A 24,504-nucleotide genomic window follows, 5' to 3' on the forward strand; every position below is an offset into this window, starting at 1 on the left:
TTCGAGCCCTGGCCGAGAAGTGCGGAAGGATGCTCGAACGGAGAAACCCGCATGAAGTTGGCCTGGATACTCTGGCTAAGCTCGTTTTCACCCACCCCGATGGCGGACTCGATGTGTCTCGCCACCACGATCTACCTCGAAGCCCGCAATCAGTCGGTAGAAGGGCAACTGGCAGTTGCCGAAGTGGCACTGCGGCGTCGCGACAGCGGCCGTTATGGCAATCAGCTCTGCGAGGTGTTGACCCAGCCCAAGCAATTCGCGCTGACACTGGTGTCACCCGACAAGGAGATCACCGACTGGAAGGCCTTTGGCCGATCCTGGAAGGTCACCATGGAAGCCTTGCGCAACTGGCAACTGCCGGAGCCGCAACGGCGACTGATCGTCCCCGGCGCAGACCATTTTCTCGCCTATGAGCGGGTCAGCACTCACTGGTCCAGCGGCGAACCCCTGCACATCATCGGTGACCACGGCTTCTACCGGGTGAACTGACAGCAAAAACGAGGGCACGAGGGCACGAGGGCACGAGGGCAGGCAATAGCATTGCGCAGCAACTCCTCGCCTTTTCCTGCCCTCGAGCCTTCGCCGATCGCTGGCAGCGCTGACGGACTTGAAGGATCGAAGCGAAGTCGACTGCGCGAGGCCAGACTTGACGATTTCGCAGGGCAATAGCTCCTCTATTGCCCAAGAAGGCGGCGAAATATGGACCGCACGGGCGGATTTGCAGCCGATCGCTTTCAAGTCCGACAGGCTGCTAGCCCTGAGGCGAACGCGGTTCCGCCAACCACACCTCGACGCGCTCGTTCCGGGCGCGGGTTTCGGCTCGGTCAATCGGGGCCACCGCAGCGCCGTCGACAAATCCGCGACTCATCTCGGTCCGCACACCACGGGACGCCAGTATCTGGGAGATGTAATCGACCCGGTCATTGACCGCAAACAGGGTCATCATCGGCGAGCGCTCGCTGGAGACGCCGAAGGCCGCAAGCCGCAGTTGTTTGCCGCGATTTGCCGGCTGGTTCATGAAATCACTGACACGCTCGATATCGCGCAGCGCGCGGCTGTCGAGCGTGGCGCTCTGCGGGCGAAAGCGAAAATTCAGCGAGAGCCGCTCGGCGTCGGCGATAACGTCGTAGTAGCCGTCGGGATTGCCCGGCAGCGGATCGACCTCGGCCACGAAGATGTCCTGGGCTACGAAGCCCGCCGCGGCCGTGACCTTCTGTCCGGCACTGCCCTGAACGAAGTCGAGGAACTCCCGGGTCGTTGCTGACGCTTCTCTGGCTGAGTACAGATAGAGCCGTCTGGCCAACAGATAATCTTCCGTGGCAATCGAGAGCGCGTCAGCCTTCAAGGCCGTGGTGCCCGCTGCCCTGACGGCCACCGCCTTGCCTTGTGCGATATGCGAGAAGCCGACGAAACCCAGCGCCTGGCGATCCGCCGCCACCGCCCGATCCAGTTCCGCCGAGGATTCGAAGCGGCGGCTCTGGCTGCTGAGCTGGGCGCCGTCGCTCATCACCATGGTCTTGAAACTGTCGAAGGTACCGGAGTTCTCGTCGCGCGCGTAGAGTCTGATCGGGCCCGGGGCTCCGCCGAGACCCGACCAGTTGCTGATCCGGCCGGCAAAGGCATCGCGAATCTGATCGGCACTGAGCTCGCTGACCGGATTGTCCGGGTGCACGACGATCGCCAGGCCATCCAGCGCGATCACATGCTCCTGGTCGGCGGAGTGCAGATTGCCGATGGCGCGGGCATCCCGGACCTCCTCGGCCTTGGCTTCACGCGATGCCATCCACAGATCGGCGGCACCCGATTTCAGGTCGGCATAGCCCGTATTGGTACCATGCGCCTTGACGATGCCGTGGAACTTGCTGCCATCGGCGCGTCGGCCCTCGATCAGGAATTCCTGCGGAGACGTCTCCGACTGTTTCACGCCGACGAAGCCCTTGGAACGCGCATACGCCATCAGCAGGTCGGGCCCCAGTCGTGCGCCGATGGTGTTGGAGCCGTGCAGTCGCAGGCTGATGTCCTCGGCCTGGGCCATCGAACTGAGGGCGCCCAGCAACATCCAGCATGCCAGCGACGAGAAACGGGGTCTGACCAAGGCCATGGCTGCCTTCCATCCGGGGAGATGGAAGCACCTTAGGCTCGGTCAATGACGCCTGCGTTGCCACCAGATTGCGCTGCCAAGCACGATGCCGGCGGCTCAGCCCGGCCCCGGCTGCGAATTCTCGTGCTCGCGCACCGAGCGCGCGACCAGACCGACGCCAGCCGCGATCATTCCCAGGATGATCAGCGTGTTGTACAGACTGGTCGGGGCAAAATAGACGCGCAGATTGGCGATGATGCCGGCCAGAATGATGAGGATGCCGGCCGACACCAGAAACCAGCCGATGATCGACTTGCCGTTGTAGAACACGATGCCCAGCCCCAGCAGGAAGGGCACCAGCGACAGCCCGAAGGCATCGTAGCCATACAGGCTCCAGCCACCGCTGGTCACCATGACCTGCTTGAGCAGCAGGTAGCCGCCAGCCACCACCAGTCCCAGTCCGAGGAAAAACTCACCCAAGCCACCTGATGTGCCGCCTGCGCCGCGCATGGAAACCTCCATTCTCTGCCTGTGCTGAGTATGCCCTGCCCCGCACCACCCTGTGGGCTCTCCGCCCGCGACCGTTTCCCGCGCAAGCCGAGCCAACAGCAGGACGCGAAGGACGCGAAGGAAGAGCAAGCAAGGAAAGCAGTTCTTGGTTGAAGACCCGTTGCGGCTGCACCTTCGGCGGAAGTCGCGCGGTCCTGGCGAGCAAGCCAAAGCATCAAGATCCCTATCGAATCTCATCTTTTGAACAGCTCTTCTTGGCGACCTTTCTGCTTTTCCTTCGCGTCCTTCGCGTCCCGCTCTTTGCTGGACATCCAGAAAGAGCTGTCGCGGCTGAAGCCGCTCCCACAGGGGTGACCGAGTTTGCAGTGCTTCACGCCGCCTTGGTCGGTCGGCGCCTTCCTGCACTTGCCATCGCCGGCCCCTGCCACTAGCGTCGAACGTCCGCTCCCGCCGGATCAAGCCCATGCTGCGCTGCGCCGTGTTCGTGCTGCTCGCGTCCCTGTCATCGTCGATCCTGGCCGCCGAGGCGCCCGATTCGCTGGCAGGTCTGGAATACCGGCAGGTGGGGCCGAATGCCGGCGGTCGTTTGACGCAGGTATCGGGGGTGATCGGTGATCCGCTGACCTGGTATCTGGCGGCAGCGCAGGGCGGTGTCTGGAAGAGCGTGGATGGCGGAGTCGCCTGGGCGCCGATCTTCGACAAGGTGCCCTCCAACTCGGTGGGTTCGCTGGCAGTCGCCCCCAGCGACGCCAATGTCATCTACGTCGGTGGCGGCGAAGCCAATGCCCGCGGCAACGTCCAGCCTGGCGAAGGTTTGTTCGTGTCCACCGATGCCGGCAAGACCTGGCGACACACGCTCAAGCTCCGGGCCGCTGTCGGCGACATCGAGGTCGATCCGGGCAATGCCGAGATTGCCTATGCCGCGGTGCTGGGTTCGCCCTTCGCCAGCGGTGCCGAACGCGGCGTCTATCGCACCCGCGACGGCGGCCAATCCTGGCAGCAGGTGCTCGGCATCGATGCCGACACCGGCGCCAGCGATATTTCGATCGACGCCGGCAATCCGCGCATCGTCTGGGCCGGCAGCTGGCAGATGCGACGCACGCCCTGGGGCATGCGCAGTGGTGGAAAGGGCAGCGGCCTGTGGCGCTCGGCCGATGGCGGCGAAACCTGGACCCGTCTGACCGCGGGCGAGAAGGGACTGCCCAAAGGCGAATGGGGCAAGGTGGGTGTGGCCGTGTCGCCGGCCGATGGCCAGCGCATCTACGCCCTGATCGAGGCCGAGGACGGCGGTTTGTACCGCTCCGACAACGGCGGCGACAGCTTCACCCGCATCAACGACCATTGGGTGCTGCGTCAGCGCGCCTGGTACTACATGACGCTGGTGCCCGACCCGCACAATGCCGATGTGGTCTGGTTCCCTCAGGTGCGCATGCAGCGCACACTCGATGGCGGCAAGACGGTACAGCCGGTGGGCGGCTTCGATCACGGCGACCATCACGCCCTCTGGATCGACCCGAGCGCGCCCGAGCGCATGATTTCCGGCAACGACGGCGGTGTCGAACTGTCGGTGAATGGCGGCGTCAGCTGGCGCAAGCCGAATCTGCCGCTGGGCCAGTTCTACCATATCGATGTCGATCAGCGCCGCCCCTACCATGTCGGCGGCACCCTGCAGGACATGGGCACCATCAGCGGCCCGATCATCAGCCTGGCCAACGGCGGCAGCTCGATGAGCGACTGGCGCGCGGTCGGCGGCGGCGAAGCCGGCGACTTCCGCTACGATCTGGCGCAGACCGGTACCGTCTATGCCGGCGAGTACAGCGGCTATCTCTCGCGCTATGTCGAAGGCACCGGACAGTACCGCAACATCTCCTCGGTACCGGACAGCACCGTGGGCCTGCCGGCGACGGACATGCGCGAGCGCTTCCAGTGGACCGCACCGATCGAGCTGTCGCCACAGGATCCAGCCACGATCTACCACGGCGCCAACGTGTTGTTCCGCAGCCGTGACCGCGGCGAGACCTGGACCATCATCAGCCCCGATCTGAGCCGCAACGACAAGAGCAAACAGGGCTGGTCCGGTGGTCCGATCACCGGCGACAACACCGGAGTCGAGGTCTATTCCACCATCTTCGCCATCGACGAGTCGGCCTTGACACCGGGCGAGATCTGGGTAGGCAGTGACGATGGTCTGGTGCACATCAGCATCGATGACGGCGACAGCTGGCAGCAGATCACGCCCAAGGGCCTGCCGGTGGATGCCACGATCTCCAGCCTGCGCACGTCCACCCACCAGGCTGGACGCGCCTACGTCGTCGCACATCGCTATCGCCTGGGTGATGATCGCCCCTACCTCTACGCCAGCGATGACCGCGGGCGCTCGTGGCGCAATCTGGCCAGCACCCTGCCGCAGAACATGCCGCTGTATGCGATTGCCGAGGACGAGACCGATCCGGCCATTCTCTATCTCGGTGCCGAACGGGCGATTTATGCCTCCACTGATGGCGGCCGCCACTGGCGCGCCATCCAGCTGAACCTGCCGCCCGTAGCCGTGGTGGATCTGGAAACCGCGCATGGCGATCTGGTGCTGGGCACCCGCGGGCGCGGCCTCTACGCCTTCCACGATCTGGCGGCCCTGCGCATGGCCTTGCGCGGCAGGTCCGATCAGGCGCAGCTGGCCACGCCGGCGCCGGCGACGCGCTGGCGCCGGGACCAGCGCTGGGGAGAGGATAATGGCAGCAGCAATCCGCCCTATGGTGCGATCTTCAGCTACTACCTGCCGGCCAAGGTCGACGGCGAACTCAAGCTGCGCATTCTCGACAAGGACGGTCAGCTGGTGCGCGAACTCAGCAGCACGGCCAAACCGCGAGCCGGCGAGAAGGATGATCCGGATGCGCCCGGCGAAGCACCCAAGCCCGAACTCTCGCTCGACGCCGGCTGGCACCGGGTGGCCTGGAATCTGTCCTACGCTGGCGCCCAACGCCTCAGCGGCGCAAAGTTCTTTGCCGGCGATCCGGAATCGGGGCCGCTGGCCCTGCCGGGCAGCTACCGGGCTGAGCTCAGCGGACCGAATCTGGCACTCGGCACCGAGGTCACGGTGCTCGCCGATCCACGCTCGCCGGTGGACACCGCTGCCATGGCCGAGCAGCTGGCTTTCGCCCTGCAGCTGCGTGCCGATCTGGAACGCACGCGACTGGGCATCGAATGGCTGCGCGCCGCGCGCGAACAGGCGGCTGACCTGAGTGAGCGCCTGAAGGACGATCAGCGCCACGCGGAACTGGTGGCGGCCGCCCGAGCGGTGACGGCCGATGCCGACAGCATCGAAGGCCAGATGCACAATCCCGAAGCCAAGGTCGCCTACGATTTTCTGCGCGGCCCCAAGGGCCCGCAGCTGTACTCCAAGCTGGCCGGATTGTTCAGCTCCGCGCAGGACTCCGACCACGCCCCCAGCCAGGGCATGCGCGCCCAATACGCCCGCTTCAGCGCCGAACTGGCCACCCGCGAGGCGGCGATCGCGCAGATGCAAGGCGGATCGGTAGCCACGCTGGAGGCCGCTGCGGCCAAAGCCAGTCTGCCGCGGCTGATCCTGCCCGTCAGAACCGGACGTCAGCCGTGATCGGCGCCCTGATCTCGGCCATCTCCAGCTGGGCCGAGCACCTGCGCTTTCCCAAGCTGCTGCTGCTCACCGCGGGCCTGTTTCTGGCCGATCTCGCAATCCCCGACTTCATTCCCTTCGTGGACGAGATCCTGCTGGCCCTGGCAACGATCATTCTGGGGCGCATGCGGCGGCCGAAAGGCGCGCCTCCGGCCGCGCAGGCGCCACGCTAGTCCGCATTTCTCACACCTGTTGCGGAGGATCGCGCAGGGCTTTGCGACTAGCCCGCATTTCTCACACCTGTTGCGGAAGATCGCGCAGGGCTTTGCGACTAGCGCAAGGCGCGACGACGAGGAATGGTGATTCCATGGCGAGGAGGAGCAACGCAGCGATAGTCGCAAAGAACCAGCGAGGGCCGCAAAGCGGGCAGATGCAGCCAAACACTCTGTGACTGGTGCGTGCCGCGGAATGCCCTTTGTTCACCACAAGATTGGGGGCATCTGCTCGCGCAGGTGTGAGAAATGCGGGCTAGCGCAAGGCGCGACGACGAGGAATGGTGATTCCATGGCGAGGAGGAGCAACGCAGCGATAGTCGCAAAGAACCAGCGAGGGCCGCAAAGCGGGCAGATGCAGCCAAGCACTCCGTGATTGGTGCGTGCGTCGGAATCGCCTTGAACCACTAGGAAATTGGGGGCATCTGCTCGCGCAGGTGTGAGAAATGCGGGCTAGGACCAGGCTATCGCAAGAACCGAGGCCCACCCGCCCTCCGCTATCATGAAGAATTGCCTGAATCGCTCAGCGATCCCCGCCCGACGCCGCCGGAAAAGCCCTTGGCCTCCGACTGCTGCGACAGCGGCTGCGCGCGCTGTGTGTTCGAGGTCTACGCCGAGGCCCGCGCGCTTTACCGTGAGGAACTGAGTGCATGGCAGGCACGCCAGTCCGGGCAGGATGATTGACGCCCGACCTTCGATTCGCGACGGTCATTCCCCTACTCGATGCAATCGTGCAGGCCTTGGCCGCAATGATTTTCCGGCGTCTGCGACGGCTGAATCGGCCATCGCCATGAGCAGGGACCCATTCACCGATGCCGTGGCCTCGTCCGCCACGATTTTCCGTTGTAGGTCTCAATGTCCGAACTCATGCTCGGGCGCGCCTCGCTGAAAGGTCAGCTCGTGCAATCGGGTTGACTGCCGTGGTCAGGCTGATCGGGAATGTCATCGGAGGTTGAACCATGCTGCCGACCGGTTTCAGGCCGTCTCGGGGTGAGCCCCCAACCGCGAAATCAATGGCCGGATGGCGTCGCCCGACGACGCTGCTGATCCTGCTGCTGGCACTGGCTCTGCCGGTCATGGCTCAGGTCAGTCTGTCCGGGTCCGTGATCGCGGGCGGTGGTGGTCACGCCGAATCACTGGGACGCTGCCTGGCACTGGACGGCACCTTCGGCGAGGCGGTTGCCGGATCAGCGAGCGGCGGCTCCTTCTCTTTGATCAGCGGCTTCCGAGCGGGCGATGCCACCGTCTCGTCCGACACGATTTTTCGTCAGGGATTTGAGGATTGTCAGTGATGAAGACCATGCGCGCCCGTCAGTTGCTCACGTCCCTCTGTGCCGTTTTGATCACCTGCTGCTTGCTGACTGAAACCGCTGTCGCCGTGCCGCAATTGCCTGAGTTCACCTATCAAGGGCGCCTCAGCCAGAACGGCGCACCCGCCAATGGCAGCTTCAATCTCAGCTTCGCCCTGTTTGACGCTGATACCAATGGCAATCAGATCGGTGCCACCATCAGCGAACCGGGCTTCCCCGTGACCAACGGGCTGTTCACGGTCTCCCTGAGCTTTCCCGGCGCCTTCGATGGAACCCAGCTATGGCTGCAGGTCAGCGTCAACGGCACGCCGATGCTGCCTCGACAAGCCGTGTCTACCACCCCCGTCGCGCAATTTGCACTCAGCGGCAGCATCAGCGGCCCCGCCGGCGGAGACCTGACAGGCAACTACCCGAACCCAACGATTGCCGATGGCGCAGTGACCAATGCCAAGATCGGCATCGCTGCGGTGACATCCAGCAAGCTCGGGAGCAGCTCAGTCACCAGTGCCGCCATCGCCAGCGCTGCGGTGGGCAACAGTGAACTGGCAACTGCGGCTGTCTCCAGCTCCAAGATCGCCGATCTGGCCGTCACCGAGACCAAGATCGGCAACAACAGCATCACCCGCGCCAAGATCATGGGCGCAGACATCACCGGCACCATGGGCGGCGTAAGCCTGGCGGGCGGCGCCTGCGCCGACGTCTCCGTCAGCGCGGGCGGCGCGCAAGTCAATGATCTCGTGATCTTCGGCCTGCAGGCCGGTGCCACCCTGCCCTCCAGATTCATCGCCCTGCCCGGACGCGTGGACAGCGCCGGCGTCGTCATGCTGCGCTTCTGCAACATCGGCACGGCGACCCAGTCCTTTTCCAGCCTGAACGTGCATATCCTGACCATGCGCTGATGCGCTGTCTGACGAGCCGGCAGCTGGCTTGGTGTTTCGACGACCAAGGCCCGCATGGATAGGCGCATCGTCTGCCGTCGCCCGGCGCTGATTCAAGGAGCCAGATCACGCAGGTAAACCCGGTACTCCCAGGGCTTGAGCGTCAGCGTGCTTTCGGCAGCCAATTCCACCGACTGACCCGCGAAGTAATCGGTGTAGGCGCCCGGATACAGACCTTCGTGCAAGGTCACCGATTGCGCCTGATGGGAGAAGTTGATCACGACGAAGACCTGGCTCTGGGCATCCCGACGCACAAAGCTCAGCACCTTGGCGGCCGCACTGTTGGGAACATGCACCATGCGTGCGCCCCAGCGTCCATTCCACAATGCACTGTGCTGCTTCTTCAACGCCAGCAGGCGGGTATACAGATCGCCTATCGGCGAGGACTTCCACGCGATCGGATCCTTCTCGAAGAAGGCCAGTCGCTTGCTCTCGCCGGCTTCCTGGCTGTTGTAGATCAGCGGCAGACCCTCGCCGACCACGCTGAGCACGATCGCTGCCGGCAAGGCCTCGCCGAACTGCTCCGGGCCGGTGCCCTCCCAGGCGTTCTGGTCGTGATTGCTGGTGTAGACCATGCGCAGCGCTTCGCGCGGGAAAGCGCTCTCGTTCCACGAGTAGTAGATGTACAGCGCATTGACGTCTGCACGACCGTGTGCAATCTCGTGCACCGCCTTGTTCCAGCTCCAGGCATAGGTCATGTCGAATGCGCGGGCATGCAGATCGCGCGATTCCCACTCGGCCAGCATGAACACCGGCTTGATCGCATCGAGCTCGCGGCGGACGTTGTCCCAGAAATCCACTGGCACGAAACCCGCCACATCACAGCGATAACCGTCAATGTCCACCTCGCGCACCCAGTATTTGAGTGCTTCGGTCATGTAGCGCCGCAAGCCAGGCTGGCTGTAGTCCAGATCGATGATGTCGGCCCAGTCCCACCAGGGCGTGGGCCGGAAATCACCCTTCCAGTCGCGCTCGTACCAGTCGGGGTGTTCGCTCACCAGCGGGTTGTCCCAGGCCGTGTGGTTGGCAACCCAATCCAGAATCACCTTGAAACCCTGCGCGTGGGCGGCGTCTACGAAATGCTTGAGGTCGGCCAGCGTACCGAACTCGGGATTGACGCTGTAGTAGTCCTTGACCGAATAAGGGCTGCCGAGGCCGCCTTTGCGGTTCTTGACCCCGATCTCGTGGATGGGCATCAACCACAGAATCTTGACCCCGAGCGCCTTGAGCCTCGGCAATTCGCGTTCTGCGGCGCGGAAGGTGCCCTCAGGCGTGAACTGACGCGTATTCAGCTGATAGATCGCAGCGTCCCTGGCCCATTCCGGCGTTTGCAGCTGCACATAGGGCTTGGGTTGGTAGGGGTCCACGATGTCCGCCCTGGTCGGAGCGTTACTGCAGGCCACCAGGGAAAGGAGCACCGTCGCCAGGCCCAGTCGCAAGGTTGATGTGGAACCCGGCATGCGCAGCACCTCTCGGCGATTGATTCGAGCTCAGTGTAGCCCGCGCACTTGATGCCGGACGCGGTACAGGGACCGCGACCGCGGATGAATTCGAATTCAATCTCGGACCCCACTCCAAGCGGATTCATCCGCGATCGCTCGCAACTTGCAGGTAGTTTGTGGTTCATGGCCCTTGGGCAGTGCCGAGCCGAAACCGGTGGCTCGAATGGCGCATCCACGATTCCCGGTTTGGGCTCAGTCCGGCGCCTTCCAATGTTGCCGCACTTCCGCTTCCAGCCGCAGCGAGAACTGGCTGATGACGCCGTTGATGGCGGCCACATAGCTGGCATGGCTGGCATCGGCGGTGTCGGCGGTGAACTGCGCTCGGCCCACATCCACCAGATGCTGTCCCTGCTGGTCCAGCAAGCGCCACTTCACCGCCAGCGTCACCTGCGCGCCGAGTCCACCTTGCAGCGATTCGATCAGCACGCTGATCTGTCGCTGCGGTCGATGCCGGGTATCCCAGGGAAAGGGTGAGACGTCATCCAGCACCAGGCGTCGGCTGAGGTTGTCGGCGATGACCCGACTGATCGCACGCTGCAGATCGCCCGCCCACAGATGATCGGGGCTCTTCTGCACCTGCTGCCCGCCAACCACACTGACGATGTTGAGTCCGGTCATCAGCTCGGGCAATTCCACGGGACCAACGCCCAGGCCACCCTCCAGGTTGAGTGGCGCCGCATCGGCAGGCTGGTTCATGGCCTGCAGCGTGTAATAGCGTTTGACCTGCACCGTCGAGGCACAGCCAGCGCTCAATCCGATCAGCAATGCCGCTACCAGCACACTGGCACGGGATCTATTTGTCATTGTCATTTCCAAAGATCAGTGAGTCCGGCTTGCGGTTGAGCTTTTCCAGCAGATCGGTCAACGACTGCACCGTGTTCTGCAGCGAGCGGAAGGTCTGATTCAGCTCGTACTGGGTCTTCGAGTCCGGGGCCAGCAGCGAGTCCACCGATTGCAGCGTCTGCGTCATCGAATTCAGGGTGGCTTCCACCGACTTCAGGGCATCGTTCAGTTGCGCGCTGGCCTCGCTCAGATTGGCCAGCGTGCTGTCCACCTTCTGCGCGGTATCGGCATCGGCCAGGGTGCCCAGCACCTTGTTCAGGCTGGACATGCTCTGCGCCAGCTCCTTGCCGATCTTCTCGAAGGGAATGGCATTGACGCCTTCGGCGATGCTGTCGATCTTCCTGGCAATCCCGGCGACCTGTTGATCCAGATCGTCGCCGCTGGCGGCCATGGTCGGGATATCCGAGAACTTCTCGGAGACGAGGAACTCAGCAGGCGTGACATCCCGCGGGAAACTGAGATCGACGTACTTGGCGCCGGTCAGCAGGCTCGCCGTCTTCAACTGCGCACGCATGCCCTTGGCCACCAGATCGGCCATCTTCAGATCGAAGCTTTCCCGATCCGGCAACTGATCGGCTTGCAGTCGTTGCGGCTGCATGCTGACAAACACATGCAGGCTGTCTGGCAGGTTGTCGACCGAATCCAGCTGCACATCAACCACTTCGCCCACCTTCAGACCACGGAACTCGACGGGCGCCCCCACACTGAGACCGCGCACGCTGTTGCTGAACTTGAGCCGGTAGAAGTACTCCAGCGTGAAGCGCTCTTCCAGCACCGAGTCGCGATCGGCGTAGAGGAAGAAGCTGTGATCGGGTGGCGCCGGTTGTGCCGCATCCAGCCCAGAGCTGTTCTCGAAGGTGATGCCACCACTGATCAGCGACGCGATCGACGCGACCTTGGCCTTGACGCCATCAGCGCCAATGCGGACGTCGATGCCGCTCACATTCCAGAATCGGCTTTGGGTTTCCACCAGCTTGTCGTGCGGGGCATCGATGAAAATCCGCAGCTCGATCGAGGAACCCTTGTCGCCCAACTTGTAGCTGGTGACCTCGCCCACCTTGAGCTCGCGGAAATACACCGGCGAACCAATATCGAGCGAGCCCAGCGTCTCGGCCTGCAGCACGAACTGCGTGCCCTGGTCGTCGGAGGCCACTGTCGGCGGCTCGGACAGGCCTTCAAACACGGTCTTGAAGTCGCCCGGCTTGCCCGGCTCCATGACGATGTAGACACCGGATACCAGCGTGCCCAGATTGGACACGCCGGTGGTGCTGATGCGTGGACTGACCAGCCAGAAGCGGCTGTTCTCGCTCAAGTGCTGGCTGACCTGGCGATCGAGCACGGCAATGACTCGCACCTTGCTCAGATCATTGCTGAGACTGACGCTGGTGATCTTGCCGACCGGCACATCCTTCAGCCGAATCTGGGTCTTGCCGACCTCGATGCCGCTGGCGCGATCGAAGATGATTTCCACCTCCTGACCTTGCTGGCGCCACGCGTTCACAGCCAGCCAGGCACCGATCAGCAGCGCGGCAATGGGCACGATCCAGATCGGCGAAATACGCTGTGCCGGTTTCAAGGTGGGCTCATGTGCATTCAATGCGTGCCACTCCCAATGGGCTGTTGCTGCGTCACTGCGGGATTGCTGGCGGCTGCTCCCGACGATTCCTCGCCGGCGCCGTTCGCCTGATCCACCGGATCCCAGATCAGACGCGGGTCAAAGGTCTCTGCCGCCAGCATCGTCAACACCACCACTGCAGCAAAAGGCAGCAAGGCCGGACCAGGCGCAACGGCGCCGATGATGCCGAATTGCACGGCGGCAGTGAGCAGCGTGACCACATAGACATCGACCATCGACCAGCGCCCCACCAGTTCGGTCAATCGATACAGCTTGATCCGCTGACGTGGCGCGCGATTCATCCTCGTGTGTACGGACCAGACCAGAAAGGACAACATCAGCAATTTGGCAACCGGCACCACGACGCTGGCGACGAATACCACCAGAGCCAGAATCCACAAGCCGTGATGCGCCAGATCGATCACGCCGGCAAAGATCGTGCTGTCGTAGTTCACGCCCAGTTCGTCGTACTTCATGATGTCGAACAGATTGGCGGGGATGTACAAGATGGCTGCCGCCAGGGTCAGCGCGGTGGTGCGCTGCAGGCTGTGCGGCGTGCGGGTGTGCACTTCGGCGTTGCAACGCGGGCAATGGCCCTGAGTTTCGACAATGCTCAGACCGACGATCGCCTTGCAGGCATGGCAGTCGTAGAGCATCTCGCTGCGATCGCTGATGAAGCGATTGTTCGGCGACAGCCAGGTCCACAGGCTGTCCTTGTTCATGACTCGATAGGCCAACTGCAACACGAAGACCAGCGCAAAGAACAGCAGCATGCCGGGCCCGACCTCCACCGTGGCGTTGTCGCCGAGCTTGACCGTGGTGACCAGCACGCCGAGCAGAAAGACATCCAGCATGATCCACGGCTGCAGTTCCACCAGCCAGCGGAAGATCGTGATCTGACCCGGCAGGCGCCGCTGCAATCGATGCGGAATCAGCAGGTACAGCAGCGCAAAAGCCTCGAAGGCCGGCAGCAGAAAGATCGTGAGCAACACCAAGGCTGACAGGATCCAGCGATCATTGGCCGCCAGCGCCAGGACACCGGAGAGGATGCTGATGTCCTGCTCGATGCCCGCCAGCTTCAGGGTCATGAAGGTGTAGACATTGGCACTGATGAAGAGAATGCCGGCAGCTACGGCCAATGCCGTGGCCTTGTCCAGCCAGTCCGAAGTCGGTCGCTTCAGCAGGTTGCCACAGCGGCCGCACACCAGTTCCTGACCCGGCGCCACCGGCACCAGGGTTTGCAGCGCCCCACAATCGCGACAGACCATGCAATCGCACTGTTCGGCGATGATCGGCGATGGCGCGTGTGTCGCCAATTGGCTCGTCATTGAGACCGGCATTGGAAAAGGGTCTGCAGCTCCTGAGACTTGCTGCGCCCTCGGCAGATTCGATTCATCAGCCTGATAGAAATGCAGCCAGCACTCAGACTGCAGCAAGCGTCGATGCAAGGCAATGCTCAGGAGGCAGGACGGTGACGCCAAGAGCCCCGCTGAGCCGCTGCGCGGCACAACGGGCTACTGTAGCCCGAACTGCGCGCAGCGCTGTCCGGGCAGTGACGCCAAAGAGCCCCGCTGAGCCGCTGCGCGGCACAACGGGCTACAAGAGCTTTTGTTGCCCGTACTGCGCCCGTTGGCTATCCACGACTGGTGCGCTCGATATGGGCCGCCATGGCGTCATTGCAGTAGGCCGACCGTCAGCGCTGGCGCTACAATCCGCACCCATGGCAGGCACCCGACGCTTGCCGATTTCGCAACCGACGAGAAGCCCCATGCCTGACGCGCCGATGGTACCGACCTTGCCCCCCTACCCGGTCACGCCGGCGCCCTACACCGGTCCCAGCAAGGACGAGGTGCTGGCGCTGCGCCGCGAGTATCTGACGCCGGCCCTGATCACCATGTACCGCGATCCGCTGATGATCGTGCAGGGTTCGATGCAGTATTTGTTCGACGAGAAGGGCAAGCGCTACCTGGACGCGTTCGCCGGCATCGTCTCGGTCAGCGTTGGCCATTGCCATCCGCGCGTGATCGCGGCGGTGCGCGAGCAGAACGAGCTGTTGCAGCACACCACCACGATCTATCTGCACCCGAACATTGCCCAGTTCGGCAAGAAGCTCGCCGACACCTTTCCCAAGAGTAGTGGCCTGGACGTCGTCTACTTCGTCAATTCCGGCAGCGAAGCCAATGACATGGCGATGCTGATGTCGCGCGCCTACACCGGCAATTTCGATGTCATCGCGCTGCGCAACGGCTATCACGGTGGCTCGCAGAGCACCATGGCGCTGACCGGCAACAGCCACTGGAAATTCAACACGCCGCACAATATCGGCGTGCAACATGCGGTGTTGCCCGATCGCTATCGCGGCCCCTACGGCTACGACGATCCCGAGGCCGGCAGCAAATATGCACGCGAGGTCCTCAACCTGATTCAGCACGGCACCTCGGGCAAGATCGCCGCCTTCATCGCCGAGCCTGCCCAGGGCGTCGGTGGCGTGGTCGAGATGCCGCCGGGCTATCTGCCACAGGTCTATGAATACGTGCGCGCCGCCGGCGGATTGTGCATCTCCGACGAAGTCCAGACCGGCTTCGGCCGCACCGGCGATGCCTTCTGGGGCTTCGAGAACCATGGCGTGGTCCCGGATATCGTCACCATGGCCAAGGGCATCGGCAACGGCTGCCCGTTGGCCGCCTGTGTGACCCGCAGCGAAATCGCCCAGGTGCTGAGCACGCGCGTGCACTTCAACACCTTTGGCGGCAATCCGGTGTCCTGCGCCCAGGGCATGGCCACGCTGGAGGTGCTGCTCGAAGACCAGGTCCAGGCCCATGCCAAGGCCATCGGCACGCGTCTGCTGGACGGCTTGCGCCAGTTGCAGAAGAGCCATCGGTTGATCGGCGATGTCCGTGGTCGCGGCCTGATGGTCGGCGTGGAACTGGTGCGCGATCGCCACAGCCGCGAACCGGCGTCGACCGAGACCGTCGCCGTGGTCGAACGCGCCCGTGAACTGGGACTGCTGCTCGGCAAGGGCGGCTACTTCGGCAATGTGCTGAGGATCAAGCCACCGATGTGCATCACGGCCGCCGACGTCGACTTCCTGCTCGGCGTGCTCGACGTCACGCTGAGCGAGGCCGAGCGCGCCTGAGGTATCGCAAAGGCGCCGAAAGATGCCCAGCAAGCGCCCCGGCAGCATTGGCGAATACATCGAAGCCGCCCCGCCCGAGGGGCGCGCTCTGCTGCGCCAGTTGTACGCCCTTCTGAAGGCGGCGGCGCCGGACGCCACCGAGACCCTCAAATGGGGCAATCCCTTCTTCGTCGAACCGCGCTTCCTGTTCGCCTTTTCCGCGCACAAGGCGCACCTCAGCTTCGCGCCGATGGCCGCCACGCTGGAGCACTTTCGCGAAGACCTGAAAACACATCTGACGACCAGCAACTTCCTCAAGATCCCCTATGACCAGCCGCTGCCGGAGGACCTGATCCGCAAGATGGCGGCGTATCGGGTGCGGGTAGTCAGCGAGCGCCAGGGCGACGGCTTCTGGTAGCGCCCTGCCATGTTCGCCGGGCCCTCGCCAGGACAGCGCTGGTCTCGAACGTCCGGCTGATCACCCGGACATCGATGGCACTCAGAGACACGCCGGTGACGATATCGTTGCAGCTGACCGCGCCTTGCCGGTCTGTCACTGCAGCGCGGCGATACTGCTGATCTCCACCAGTCCGCTCAGCAGAATGATGCCCCAGCCGCGGGTCTGCCAGGATCTCGATGATCCGCGCAGTCTACGACTCGCCAGCCGCTGGGAAGCATGGTGCCCGGATTAAGAAACTCTAAGTACTGATCTGAACTCATGCCGGCTATGTTCGATGGCGGCTCACCCTTGGCCATTCGAGGATTCCACAGTGCCTGCGAACCGATCTGCTTTTCTCGCCACACTCGCACTCATCATGACCGGATTATTCGTGGCGCCGTCGGCGATGGCCTGCTCGTGTGCGCCGGCGGTCACCCCTGGCCAGGCGCTGGCGGATGCGACTCAGGTGTTTGTCGGCACGGTCGTCGCGGTGTCGCGGCCGCCGGAGGGTTCGAGCGCCTTCGCCAACACTTATCGCTTCACCACCACGGAAATCTGGAAGGGAGAAGGCGCCCCGTTGATCGCCGTGGCCAGCGGCAACAGTTCCGCCAGCTGCGGCAACGGCTTTGTCGAAGGCGAAACCTATCTGGTTTACGCCACCGATGGCTTCACCACCTCCTGCGACCGTACCCGACGTTTGAGTGAAGCCGGTGCCGACCTCGCAGCGCTGGGCCTGGGTCGTCAGCCAGTCGTGGCCTCCGCCGCGATCGCCGCCCGCGATCAACTCTTCTCCGGCACCTGGTTCAATCCGAGTCGCGTCGGCGAGGGCCTGCTGGTGCAGATTCTCTCCGATGGTCGCGCCAGCGTGTACTGGTTCGGCTACCGAGCCGACGCGCCGCAGGAGCAGACCTGGCTGGTGGGAACCGGAGACTTTGAAGCCGACGTGCTGCGCGTGGTCGACGTCTACAGGCCCACCGGCGGCGGCTTTGGCCCGAGCTTCGATCCCAACCAGGTGGTCCTCTCTGACTGGGGCGAAATGCTGCTGGACTTCAAGTCTGATGGCAGCCTGTCCCTGCGATGGACCAGCAGCCTGCCCGAATATGGCAGCGGCACGCGAACGCTGCAGCGACTGACCCGGCCGCCGGCCGTGCCCGTGTCCTTGCCCTGAACATCCAGACTTGCGATTCGCGCGGCGGCTTTCCATGAACCCATGCCCCAAGTCGTTGATGCGTCGTTGCGAGGAACGCAGTGACGAAGCAATCCAGCAGATTGCGAGCGGGCGTCTGGATTGCTTCGCTACGCTCGCAATGACGCCGGGGGGGGTTCATGGCCCGTGCGCAGCGTCGGGCCGATAAAGGTGGCTCGCAATGGCGCCGGTTTGTTGCTTGCAGGCGGTGTCAGCCCACCAACGGTCGTGCCCCGATCGCTGAGCTGCCTGGGCGGCGCGGGGATCTGAGCGCTTTTCTTCGCGTTCTCTCTGCTTTTCCTTCGCGTACTCTGCGTCCGGCTTCTGGCGCCAGCCTGCCTCAGGGCAGGATTATCGCGTCGCCGGTCGCGCCGCAAGGGCGCTCCTGCAGTCGGTGGCTCATGGCCACCAGGCAGCTACGGGCCGACACGACGAGTCCCAGCCCGGGTGGCACCGGAGCCTGCTACGCTTGGCCATAGCTCATCGAGCAGAAGCCAGCCTTCTGACCCGACCGCCACGGAAGCCAGAACATGCCGCAATTCGACTTTTCCATTGTTGCTGCCCGCTTGTTGGACACCCTCTACGACCTCGCGGCTGCGCTGCCGATGCTCTTGCTCGCACTGCTCATCGTTTGGTTCGGCTGGAAGCTCGGTGGCTGGCTGTCGGGGCGTCCCGTCATTGCCCGCGTCGTCGATCGCAATCCGCTGCTGATCGATGTCGCCCGCACCACCACCCGGTGGCTGGTCACGGCGATGGCCGTGCTGCTGGCTCTGGAAATCATGGACGCGACGGCGATAGTCGGGGCCATGCTGGGAACTGCGGGCATTGTCGGTGTAGCCATCGGCTTTGCCTTCAAGGACACCCTGGAGAACTATCTGGCGGGTGTGCTGATGAGCTTCAGGCAACCCTTTGCGCCGCGCGATGAAGTAGTCATCGATGGCGAGACTGGCACCGTGATCGCACTAACCTCGCGCGCCACGATCCTGATGACGCCGGATGGCAATCATCTGCGCCTGCCCAATGCCAAGGTTTTTCGCAGCGTGATTCTCAACTACACCCGCAACCCCAACCGGCGCTTTGAGTTCGATGTTGGCATCGGCGTACAGGAAGACCTGATCCAGGCCCAGCAGATCGGGCTGGAGCAACTGAGAGGCTTGCCGGGCGTGCTGTCGTCACCGCCGCCGCAGGCGCTGATCGTCTCGCTGGCAGATTCCAGCGTGACCCTGCGTTTTCGCGGCTGGGTGGATCAACGCGAGCACAATTTCTGGATGGTCCGCAGCGAAGCCATACGCCTGGCCAAGGTCGCGCTCGACGATGCCGGCATGGACATGCCCGAACCCACCTACCGGGTACAGTTGCATGACGGTCGCGCCGCCATCGAAGCTGCCGCGAAAGCGCCGGCCGCAGCCATTCCAAAGCCGAAGACGCTGCCGGCCGAGCTTGCCGCACCGGACACGCGGGCGCGCTCCGAACTGGACGAACAGATCGATCGCGACCAGCAGCAGTCGGGCTCCGCGAATCTGCTCGATGCCGACGCGCCGCGCGAATAGCCGCTGCGGGCAACCTTGCGTCGCGACCGTCGAGCCCCGCTGCCGTGGCCAAGATTGGATACCGCGTCGGGCTGCTGTCAGAAGCGGAACGCAGAGGACGCAGAGAGGCGCAGAGAACGCGGAGAGAAGCAGAACGGACTTCAGCTTTTCTCTGCGTTCTCCGCGCTTCTCTGCGTTCTCCGCGTTGACGCTCCTGCCCGCACGTAGCCGAGTAGGTCTGCCGGTGTCGCATCCGGATGGCGACGGTCGCGACGCGAGGTCGCTCCTACCGATGCCCGAGCGCTCGCGGGCGCAGCCGCACCCTCAGTATGGCGACGGTCGCGACGCGAGGTCGCTCCTACCGAAGCCCGAGCGCTTGCGGGCGCAGCCGCGCCCTCAGTTCCCCGCAGCGATGCGCGCATAGAACGCGGCGACGAAGTCTTCCAGCCCGCCTGCCGCGATGGCCGCGCGCAGGCCCTGCATCAGCTCCTGGTAGTAATGGAGGTTGTGCACCGTCATCAGGTGGGCGCCGAGCATTTCGTGGCAGCGGTCCAGGTGGTGCAGATAGGCACGGCTGTAGTTCCGGCAGGTGTAGCAGCCGCATTCGGGATCGATCGGCCCGGTGTCGTCGCGATGTCTGGCATTGCGCAGCCGGACCACGCCGAAGCGCGTGAACAGATGGGCATTGCGGGCATTGCGCGTCGGCATCACGCAATCGAACATGTCGATGCCGCGGCGCACCGCTTCGACGATGTCCTCGGGCCTGCCCACACCCATTAGATAGCGTGGCCGCTCGCGCGGCAGCATCGGCACGGTGTGATCCAGCGTCTGCTCGCGTTCGTGCTGCGGCTCGCCGACGGCCAAACCGCCCACGGCGTAGCCGTCAAAGCCCATATCGATGAGCCCACGCGCCGAGCGCTCGCGCAGCGCTGGGTAGATGCCGCCCTGGACGATGCCAAACAGCGCGTTGCGATTGCCCTCATGCGCGCGCTTGCAGCGCGCCGCCCAGCGCAGGCTGAGTTCCATCGATTCGGCCGCCTGTGGCTCGGTGGCCGGGTACGGTGTGCACTCGTCGAACTGCATGACCACATCGGAATCCAGGACACGCTGGATGCGCATCGATTCCTCCGGGCTCAGAAAGACCTTGGCACCGTCCACCGGCGAACGGAAATGCACGCCCTCCTCGGTGAGCTTGCGCATCTTCGCCAGACTGAAGACCTGGAAGCCGCCCGAATCAGTCAGGATCGGTCCCTGCCAGCCCATGAAACGATGCAGGCCTTCGTGGGCTTCGATGACTTGCGTGCCCGGCCGCAGCCACAGATGGAAGGTGTTGCCGAGAATCATCTGCGCGCCCAGTGCACTCAGATCCTCCGGACGCATGGCCTTGACCGTGCCGTAGGTGCCAACCGGCATGAAAGCTGGCGTTTCCACCACACCGCGGCGGAAATGCAGGCGTCCGCGGCGGGCGCGGCCGTCTTCGGCGATGAGTTCAAATCTTTCCAGTGTCATCCGGGAAGCACCAGGCAGGCATCGCCGTAGGAGAAGAAGCGGTAGCGCTCGGCCACCGCGTGGCGGTAGGCATCAAGCACGAATTCGACGCCGGCGAGTGCACACACCAGCATCAACAGGCTGGATTGTGGCAGATGGAAATTGGTGATCAGGCCATCGATGACGCGAAACGCCGATCCAGGCCGGATGAACAACTGGGTGTCGCCCTCGAACGCCTGCAACTGTCCGCCGGCGGCCGCGCTTTCCAGCGTTCGGGTAGCCGTGGTACCGACTGCAATCACCCGACCGCCCGCAGCCTTGGTGGCGGCGATGCGTTCGACCAACTCAGCGCTCACCCGGCACCATTCCCGGTGCAGCACCACCTTGTCCAACTCATCCTCGCGCAGATTCTGGAAGGTGCCGGCACCCACATGCAGGGTGACGAAATCGATGCCCACGCCCTGATTCTGCAATTCGGCCAACAGCACATCGTCGAAGTGCAACCCGGCCGTCGGCGCCGCCGCCGACCCGGGATCGCGGGCAAAGACCGTCTGATAGCGCTGATGGTCACCCGGGGTGTCGCTGCGCTCGATATAGGGTGGCAGCGGCACATGACCATGGCGGGCCAGATGCGCCGGAATATCCGAGCCATCCAGCGTGCGCAACAGGAACAGCGGCCCCTGGCGGTCGAGCACCTCGAAGACACAGTCCTCGGCCACGACGATGCGTCCACCGGGCTTGGGATTCTTGCTGACCCCCAGATGAAACCAGCCGCGATCGGCATCTGCCAATCTCTCCAGCAGCAGTTCCACCGCACCCCCGCTGTCCTTGTTCCCCAGCAGGCGCGCCGGCCACACCCGGGTATCGTTGAACACCAGCAGATCGCCGGCGCGCAGCCACTGCGGCAGCTGGCGCATCGTGCTGTCGTGCAAGGTTTGTGTCACCCGATCCAGCACCAGCAGACGGCTGGCCGAGCGCTCGGGCAATGGCGCCTGGGCGATAAGCTCGGGCGGCAGGTGGTAGTCGAAGTCTTGTTTGCGCACGGGGGATTGTCGGTTGTCGGTTGTCGGTGGTCGGTGGTCGGTGGTGAAAGGTGAAAGGTGAAAGGTGAAAGGTGAAAGGTGAAACGGGGAAGGTTGCACACCCAGCCAGGCTTGATCAAGGCAGTTACTTCGTTTCGCCCGGCGTCATTGCGAGGAGCGCAGCGACGAAGCAATCCAGAGCTTCTGAAGCGATGCCTCTGGATTGCTTCGCTACGCTCGCAATGACGCCGGCGGTGAGGTAGCGCGGCTCCGGCGCGCGGCGAATCGGGATGTGCGCAAGCGTTGTTCGCGCCGGCGGCCGCGGCATGGCTCATAGCACCGGCAAGCGCCGGGGAGCCGCTGCGCGGCACCCTCGGCCTACCCGTCGGCGGCAGAGGTTTTCATAACCCCTGGGAAGGAGCTGCCTGCCTCACTTGCGTGACCGATCAGGCCATAGCCTGCGCTGAACCAGCCCCAAGGCCGGGGGTTACCGGAAAAAGCCGCTCGTGATAGCATTCTCGGACTAAACTTTTCAAGCACTTAGCGCAATTGGCCGGACCAATCTGCGTGGGAGGAGGTGTCATGAACGCACTACAGAAACTGAATGCCATGCGTCAGGCGGGCGGTACCCGACGAACGGTAGGCCTCGCCGACAGCGTAATCGAGCGCTTCCTGAAGACCGATCCCCTGCTGGGACAGGCCATCGACGAGGGCCATGCCCAGTTTGAAGCCGCCAAGGCCGAGTTTCCGGAATTGATCGATCTGGACGAGAACGATCAGCTGCATTCGATCCAGGCCGGTTACGTCAATTTCTACAACGACGACGCCGTCAATCCCTACGTGGCCGTGGCAGCCCGCGGCCCGTGGGTGGTGACCCTCAAGGGAGCCGTGGTCCAGGACAGCGGCGGCTACGGCATGCTCGGCGCCGGTCATGCTCCGCAAGCCATCATCGATGCCATGGCCCGCCCGCAGGTGATGGCCAACATCATGACCCCGTCACTCAGTCATCTGCGCCTGGATCGAGCACTGCGTGCCGAGATCGGGCACACCCGCGGCGGCTGCCCCTATTCGCGCTTCCTGTGCCTCAACTCGGGTTCGGAATCGGTGACCCTGGCCGGCCGGCTGGCTGATGTGCACACCAAGGACATGACCGACCCAGGCGCTCCGCATGCCGGTCGCAAGGTGCGCCGCATCGCCGTCAAGGGCGCCTTCCACGGCCGCACCGAGTTGCCAGCGCTGTATTCGGATTCCTCGCGCAAGGCCTATGCCGAGCATCTGGCCAGCTTTGCCCATCACCAGCACACCATCACCATCGACCCCTACAGCGTCGAACAGCTGCGCGAGGCCTTTGCCAAGGCCGAGACCGAAGGCTGGCACATCGAAGCGGTGTTCCTGGAGCCGGTCATGGGCGAAGGCAATCCCGGCCGCGGCCTGACGCCAGAGTTCTACGCCGCCGCGCGCGAACTGACCAAGACCCACGGCTCGCTGCTGCTGGTCGATTCCATCCAGGCCGGCCTGCGCGCCCACGGCGTACTGTCGGTGGTCGACTACCCGGGCTTTGAGGGTCTGGAAGCGCCCGACATGGAAACCTATTCCAAGGCCTTGAACGCCGGTCAATATCCGCTGTCGGTGCTGGCCGTGACCGAGCGCGCCGCCAAGCTGTACCGCAAGAACATCTACGGCAACACCATGACCACCAACCCGCGGGCGATGGACGTGGCCTGCGCAGTGCTGTCTTCTCTGACCCCGGAACTGCGCACCAATATCCGTGAGCGCGGCAAGGAATTCGTGCAGAAGCTGGAAGGGCTGGCGCGTGAGTTGCCGGGCATGATCACGGCGGTCCAGGGCACCGGATTGCTGTTCTCCTGCGAGCTGTCGCCGCAGTTCAAGTGCTACGGCAGCAACAGCACCGAGGAATACCTGCGCGAGCACGGCTTCGGGGTGATCCACGGCGGCGTCAATTCGCTGCGTTTCACACCCTACTTCGGCGTGCGCAGCGATGAAGTGGACTTGCTGATCGAAGGCGTGCGTCAGGCGCTGATCGAAGGTCCGCGCATGAGCAAGCCGGCAGCACAGGCCGCCTGACCGATGAACCTGCGTCGTCGACTCGCCAGCCACGGCTTCGAGTCGAACGACGACTATGAATTCGCGCTGCGCCTGCTGTTCGAGGCGCAGCCTGAAGGCGTGCGTTGTCTCAACATCACGGGAGACTCGGGCCGTCGCAAGACGGCCTTTGCGCATGCGCTGGCCAGTGCGCTGGACTACCCTCATGTGCTCTATCACGACTTCTCGCGCGAACACGCTGCCGCACCAGCGCTGATCGTCGATGCAGAGAGTGGCGAGACCCAGACCATCGAAGCCGCCGCCAGCCCCTTTGATCGGGTGGTGACGGAGGCCTGTGCCTATTCGGAAGGCGCCAGGGTCATTCTCATCCTCGACCAGATCCAGGCCAGCGATTTCCAGGATCAGGTGCGGCTGTACCAGTTCGCTCAATCCCGGCAATGGTCCAGTACCATCGGCGCTGTCGTCGCCAACAGCGGCCATCTGCTGCTGGTGCTGATCTCGGAACAGCCGCTGTATCACTCGCTGCAGAAGATCAGCTTCAAGATCTGGGCCGATGCGGCTGGCGCCGGGCTGGAATTCGATCCCCGCGACTACGATCTGGGCCCTGAGGCCAGAGCCCTGTTTGCGGCCCTGGGCGAGTTGTTCCGGCAGATCGGCCAGTCCCCCACCCCCAGCGAGTTCAAGCGCATCCTCAACGACCTGCTGTCGCGCGTGCGCAGCATCGAGCAGCTGCGTACCAGTCTGTTCGGCTGGATCGAAAACCTGGAGCGCGAGCGCTTGTACGCGGCGCCAATCAAGCCGGCACTCGAACAGGTCGTATCCGAACTGGATCGACTCGTCGGCGTCGAGGAGATCGAGATTCTGGATACTGGCGAGGAATAGGCTGACACGAACTGAGCGGGGGCCTTACCGGCCGCAACGCGCAACGGTGGGAGCGGATTTATCCGCGATAGCTGTTCGGCGAACCGATCGCGGATGAATCCGCTCCCACAGGCAAAA

General features: G+C 63.8%; 20 protein-coding genes. 12 read left to right on the forward strand and 8 right to left on the reverse strand.

The genetic code is table 11. The features are described 5' to 3' along the window. Nucleotides 1-51 precede the first annotated feature (51 nt). Nucleotides 52-489 carry a cell wall hydrolase gene (locus H7A19_09135; GenBank protein ID MCP5474985.1) on the forward strand — a complete coding sequence of 146 codons (438 nt, stop codon included), beginning with the start codon at nt 52-54 and terminating at the stop codon, nt 487-489. A 262-nt stretch (nt 490-751) separates the two neighbouring features. On the opposite strand, the gene H7A19_09140 is transcribed toward H7A19_09135, so the two are convergent. Further along, the gene (locus H7A19_09140) at nt 752-2,101 is read right to left on the reverse strand and encodes a substrate-binding domain-containing protein (GenBank protein MCP5474986.1); all 1,350 of its coding nucleotides are present in this window, start codon (nt 2,099-2,101) and stop codon (nt 752-754) included. A 96-nt stretch (nt 2,102-2,197) separates the two neighbouring features. Beyond that, nucleotides 2,198-2,590 carry a hypothetical protein gene (locus tag H7A19_09145; GenBank protein ID MCP5474987.1) on the reverse strand — a complete coding sequence of 131 codons (393 nt, stop codon included), beginning with the start codon at nt 2,588-2,590 and terminating at the stop codon, nt 2,198-2,200. 463 nt (nt 2,591-3,053) lie between these two features. Here H7A19_09145 and H7A19_09150 point away from each other — a divergent pair, with 463 nt between their 5' ends. From H7A19_09150 to H7A19_09170, 5 genes are all read left to right on the forward strand, one after another. Then, a complete protein-coding gene (locus H7A19_09150) occupies nt 3,054-6,203 on the forward strand; it encodes a glycosyl hydrolase (protein ID MCP5474988.1) in 3,150 nt (1,049 codons plus the stop codon). Then, entirely contained in the window at nt 6,200-6,415 is a 216-nt protein-coding gene (locus tag H7A19_09155) for a hypothetical protein (protein MCP5474989.1), read from the forward strand. Before H7A19_09150 ends, H7A19_09155 begins: the two co-directional genes overlap by 4 nt. A gap of 549 nt (nt 6,416-6,964) precedes the next feature. Continuing rightward, nucleotides 6,965-7,138: an oxidoreductase-like protein gene (locus H7A19_09160; GenBank protein ID MCP5474990.1), complete on the forward strand. Its 174-nt coding sequence runs from the start codon at nt 6,965-6,967 to the stop codon at nt 7,136-7,138. A gap of 329 nt (nt 7,139-7,467) precedes the next feature. Then, on the forward strand, nt 7,468-7,746 hold the full coding sequence (locus H7A19_09165) for a hypothetical protein (protein ID MCP5474991.1): 279 nt from the start codon (nt 7,468-7,470) through the stop codon (nt 7,744-7,746). Then, on the forward strand, nt 7,746-8,663 hold the full coding sequence (locus H7A19_09170; protein MCP5474992.1) for a hypothetical protein: 918 nt from the start codon (nt 7,746-7,748) through the stop codon (nt 8,661-8,663). Before H7A19_09165 ends, H7A19_09170 begins: the two co-directional genes overlap by 1 nt. Before the next feature lie 92 nt (nt 8,664-8,755). On the opposite strand, the gene H7A19_09175 is transcribed toward H7A19_09170, so the two are convergent. The 4 genes from H7A19_09175 to H7A19_09190 all read right to left on the reverse strand — a co-directional run bounded on the left by H7A19_09175 (nt 8,756) and on the right by H7A19_09190 (nt 13,990). After that, nucleotides 8,756-10,162 (reverse strand): alpha-glucosidase C-terminal domain-containing protein, encoded by a 1,407-nt coding sequence (locus tag H7A19_09175; GenBank protein ID MCP5474993.1) that lies wholly within the window; start codon nt 10,160-10,162, stop codon nt 8,756-8,758. Between the two features lie 234 nt (nt 10,163-10,396). Next, nucleotides 10,397-11,008, reverse strand: coding sequence for a membrane integrity-associated transporter subunit PqiC (locus tag H7A19_09180; GenBank protein ID MCP5474994.1), 612 nt, complete (start codon nt 11,006-11,008; stop codon nt 10,397-10,399). Further along, nucleotides 10,998-12,581 (reverse strand): MCE family protein, encoded by a 1,584-nt coding sequence (locus tag H7A19_09185; protein ID MCP5474995.1) that lies wholly within the window; start codon nt 12,579-12,581, stop codon nt 10,998-11,000. The genes H7A19_09180 and H7A19_09185 overlap by 11 nt, the downstream gene beginning before the upstream one ends. Nucleotides 12,582-12,640: 59 nt before the next feature. Continuing rightward, on the reverse strand, nt 12,641-13,990 hold the full coding sequence (locus H7A19_09190; protein ID MCP5474996.1) for a paraquat-inducible protein A: 1,350 nt from the start codon (nt 13,988-13,990) through the stop codon (nt 12,641-12,643). A 455-nt stretch (nt 13,991-14,445) separates the two neighbouring features. Here H7A19_09190 and H7A19_09195 point away from each other — a divergent pair, with 455 nt between their 5' ends. From H7A19_09195 to H7A19_09210, 4 genes are all read left to right on the forward strand, one after another. After that, nucleotides 14,446-15,798 carry an aspartate aminotransferase family protein gene (locus tag H7A19_09195; protein MCP5474997.1) on the forward strand — a complete coding sequence of 451 codons (1,353 nt, stop codon included), beginning with the start codon at nt 14,446-14,448 and terminating at the stop codon, nt 15,796-15,798. 22 nt (nt 15,799-15,820) lie between these two features. Continuing rightward, complete coding sequence (locus H7A19_09200) at nt 15,821-16,195, forward strand: DUF1801 domain-containing protein (protein ID MCP5474998.1); 375 nt, start codon at nt 15,821-15,823, stop codon at nt 16,193-16,195. A 397-nt stretch (nt 16,196-16,592) separates the two neighbouring features. Then, a complete protein-coding gene (locus tag H7A19_09205) occupies nt 16,593-17,384 on the forward strand; it encodes a hypothetical protein (GenBank protein MCP5474999.1) in 792 nt (263 codons plus the stop codon). 548 nt (nt 17,385-17,932) lie between these two features. Beyond that, nucleotides 17,933-18,952 (forward strand): mechanosensitive ion channel family protein, encoded by a 1,020-nt coding sequence (locus H7A19_09210; GenBank protein ID MCP5475000.1) that lies wholly within the window; start codon nt 17,933-17,935, stop codon nt 18,950-18,952. A 375-nt stretch (nt 18,953-19,327) separates the two neighbouring features. Here the strand turns inward: H7A19_09210 and tgt are convergent, their stop codons facing one another. Then, nucleotides 19,328-20,440, reverse strand: a complete 1,113-nt coding sequence (gene tgt, locus H7A19_09215) for a tRNA guanosine(34) transglycosylase Tgt (GenBank protein MCP5475001.1) — start codon at nt 20,438-20,440, stop codon at nt 19,328-19,330. Next, complete coding sequence (gene queA, locus H7A19_09220) at nt 20,437-21,462, reverse strand: tRNA preQ1(34) S-adenosylmethionine ribosyltransferase-isomerase QueA (GenBank protein ID MCP5475002.1); 1,026 nt, start codon at nt 21,460-21,462, stop codon at nt 20,437-20,439. Before queA ends, tgt begins: the two co-directional genes overlap by 4 nt. Before the next feature lie 561 nt (nt 21,463-22,023). Here queA and H7A19_09225 point away from each other — a divergent pair. Both H7A19_09225 and H7A19_09230 read left to right on the forward strand, forming a co-directional pair. Further along, on the forward strand, nt 22,024-23,526 hold the full coding sequence (locus H7A19_09225; GenBank protein ID MCP5475003.1) for an aminotransferase class III-fold pyridoxal phosphate-dependent enzyme: 1,503 nt from the start codon (nt 22,024-22,026) through the stop codon (nt 23,524-23,526). A 3-nt stretch (nt 23,527-23,529) separates the two neighbouring features. Beyond that, nucleotides 23,530-24,387: a hypothetical protein gene (locus H7A19_09230; protein MCP5475004.1), complete on the forward strand. Its 858-nt coding sequence runs from the start codon at nt 23,530-23,532 to the stop codon at nt 24,385-24,387. The last annotated feature ends 117 nt before the right edge of the window (nt 24,388-24,504 follow it).

This window comes from Rhodanobacteraceae bacterium, from assembly GCA_024234055.1.
Taxonomy (GTDB): Bacteria; Pseudomonadota; Gammaproteobacteria; order Xanthomonadales; family SZUA-5; genus JADKFD01.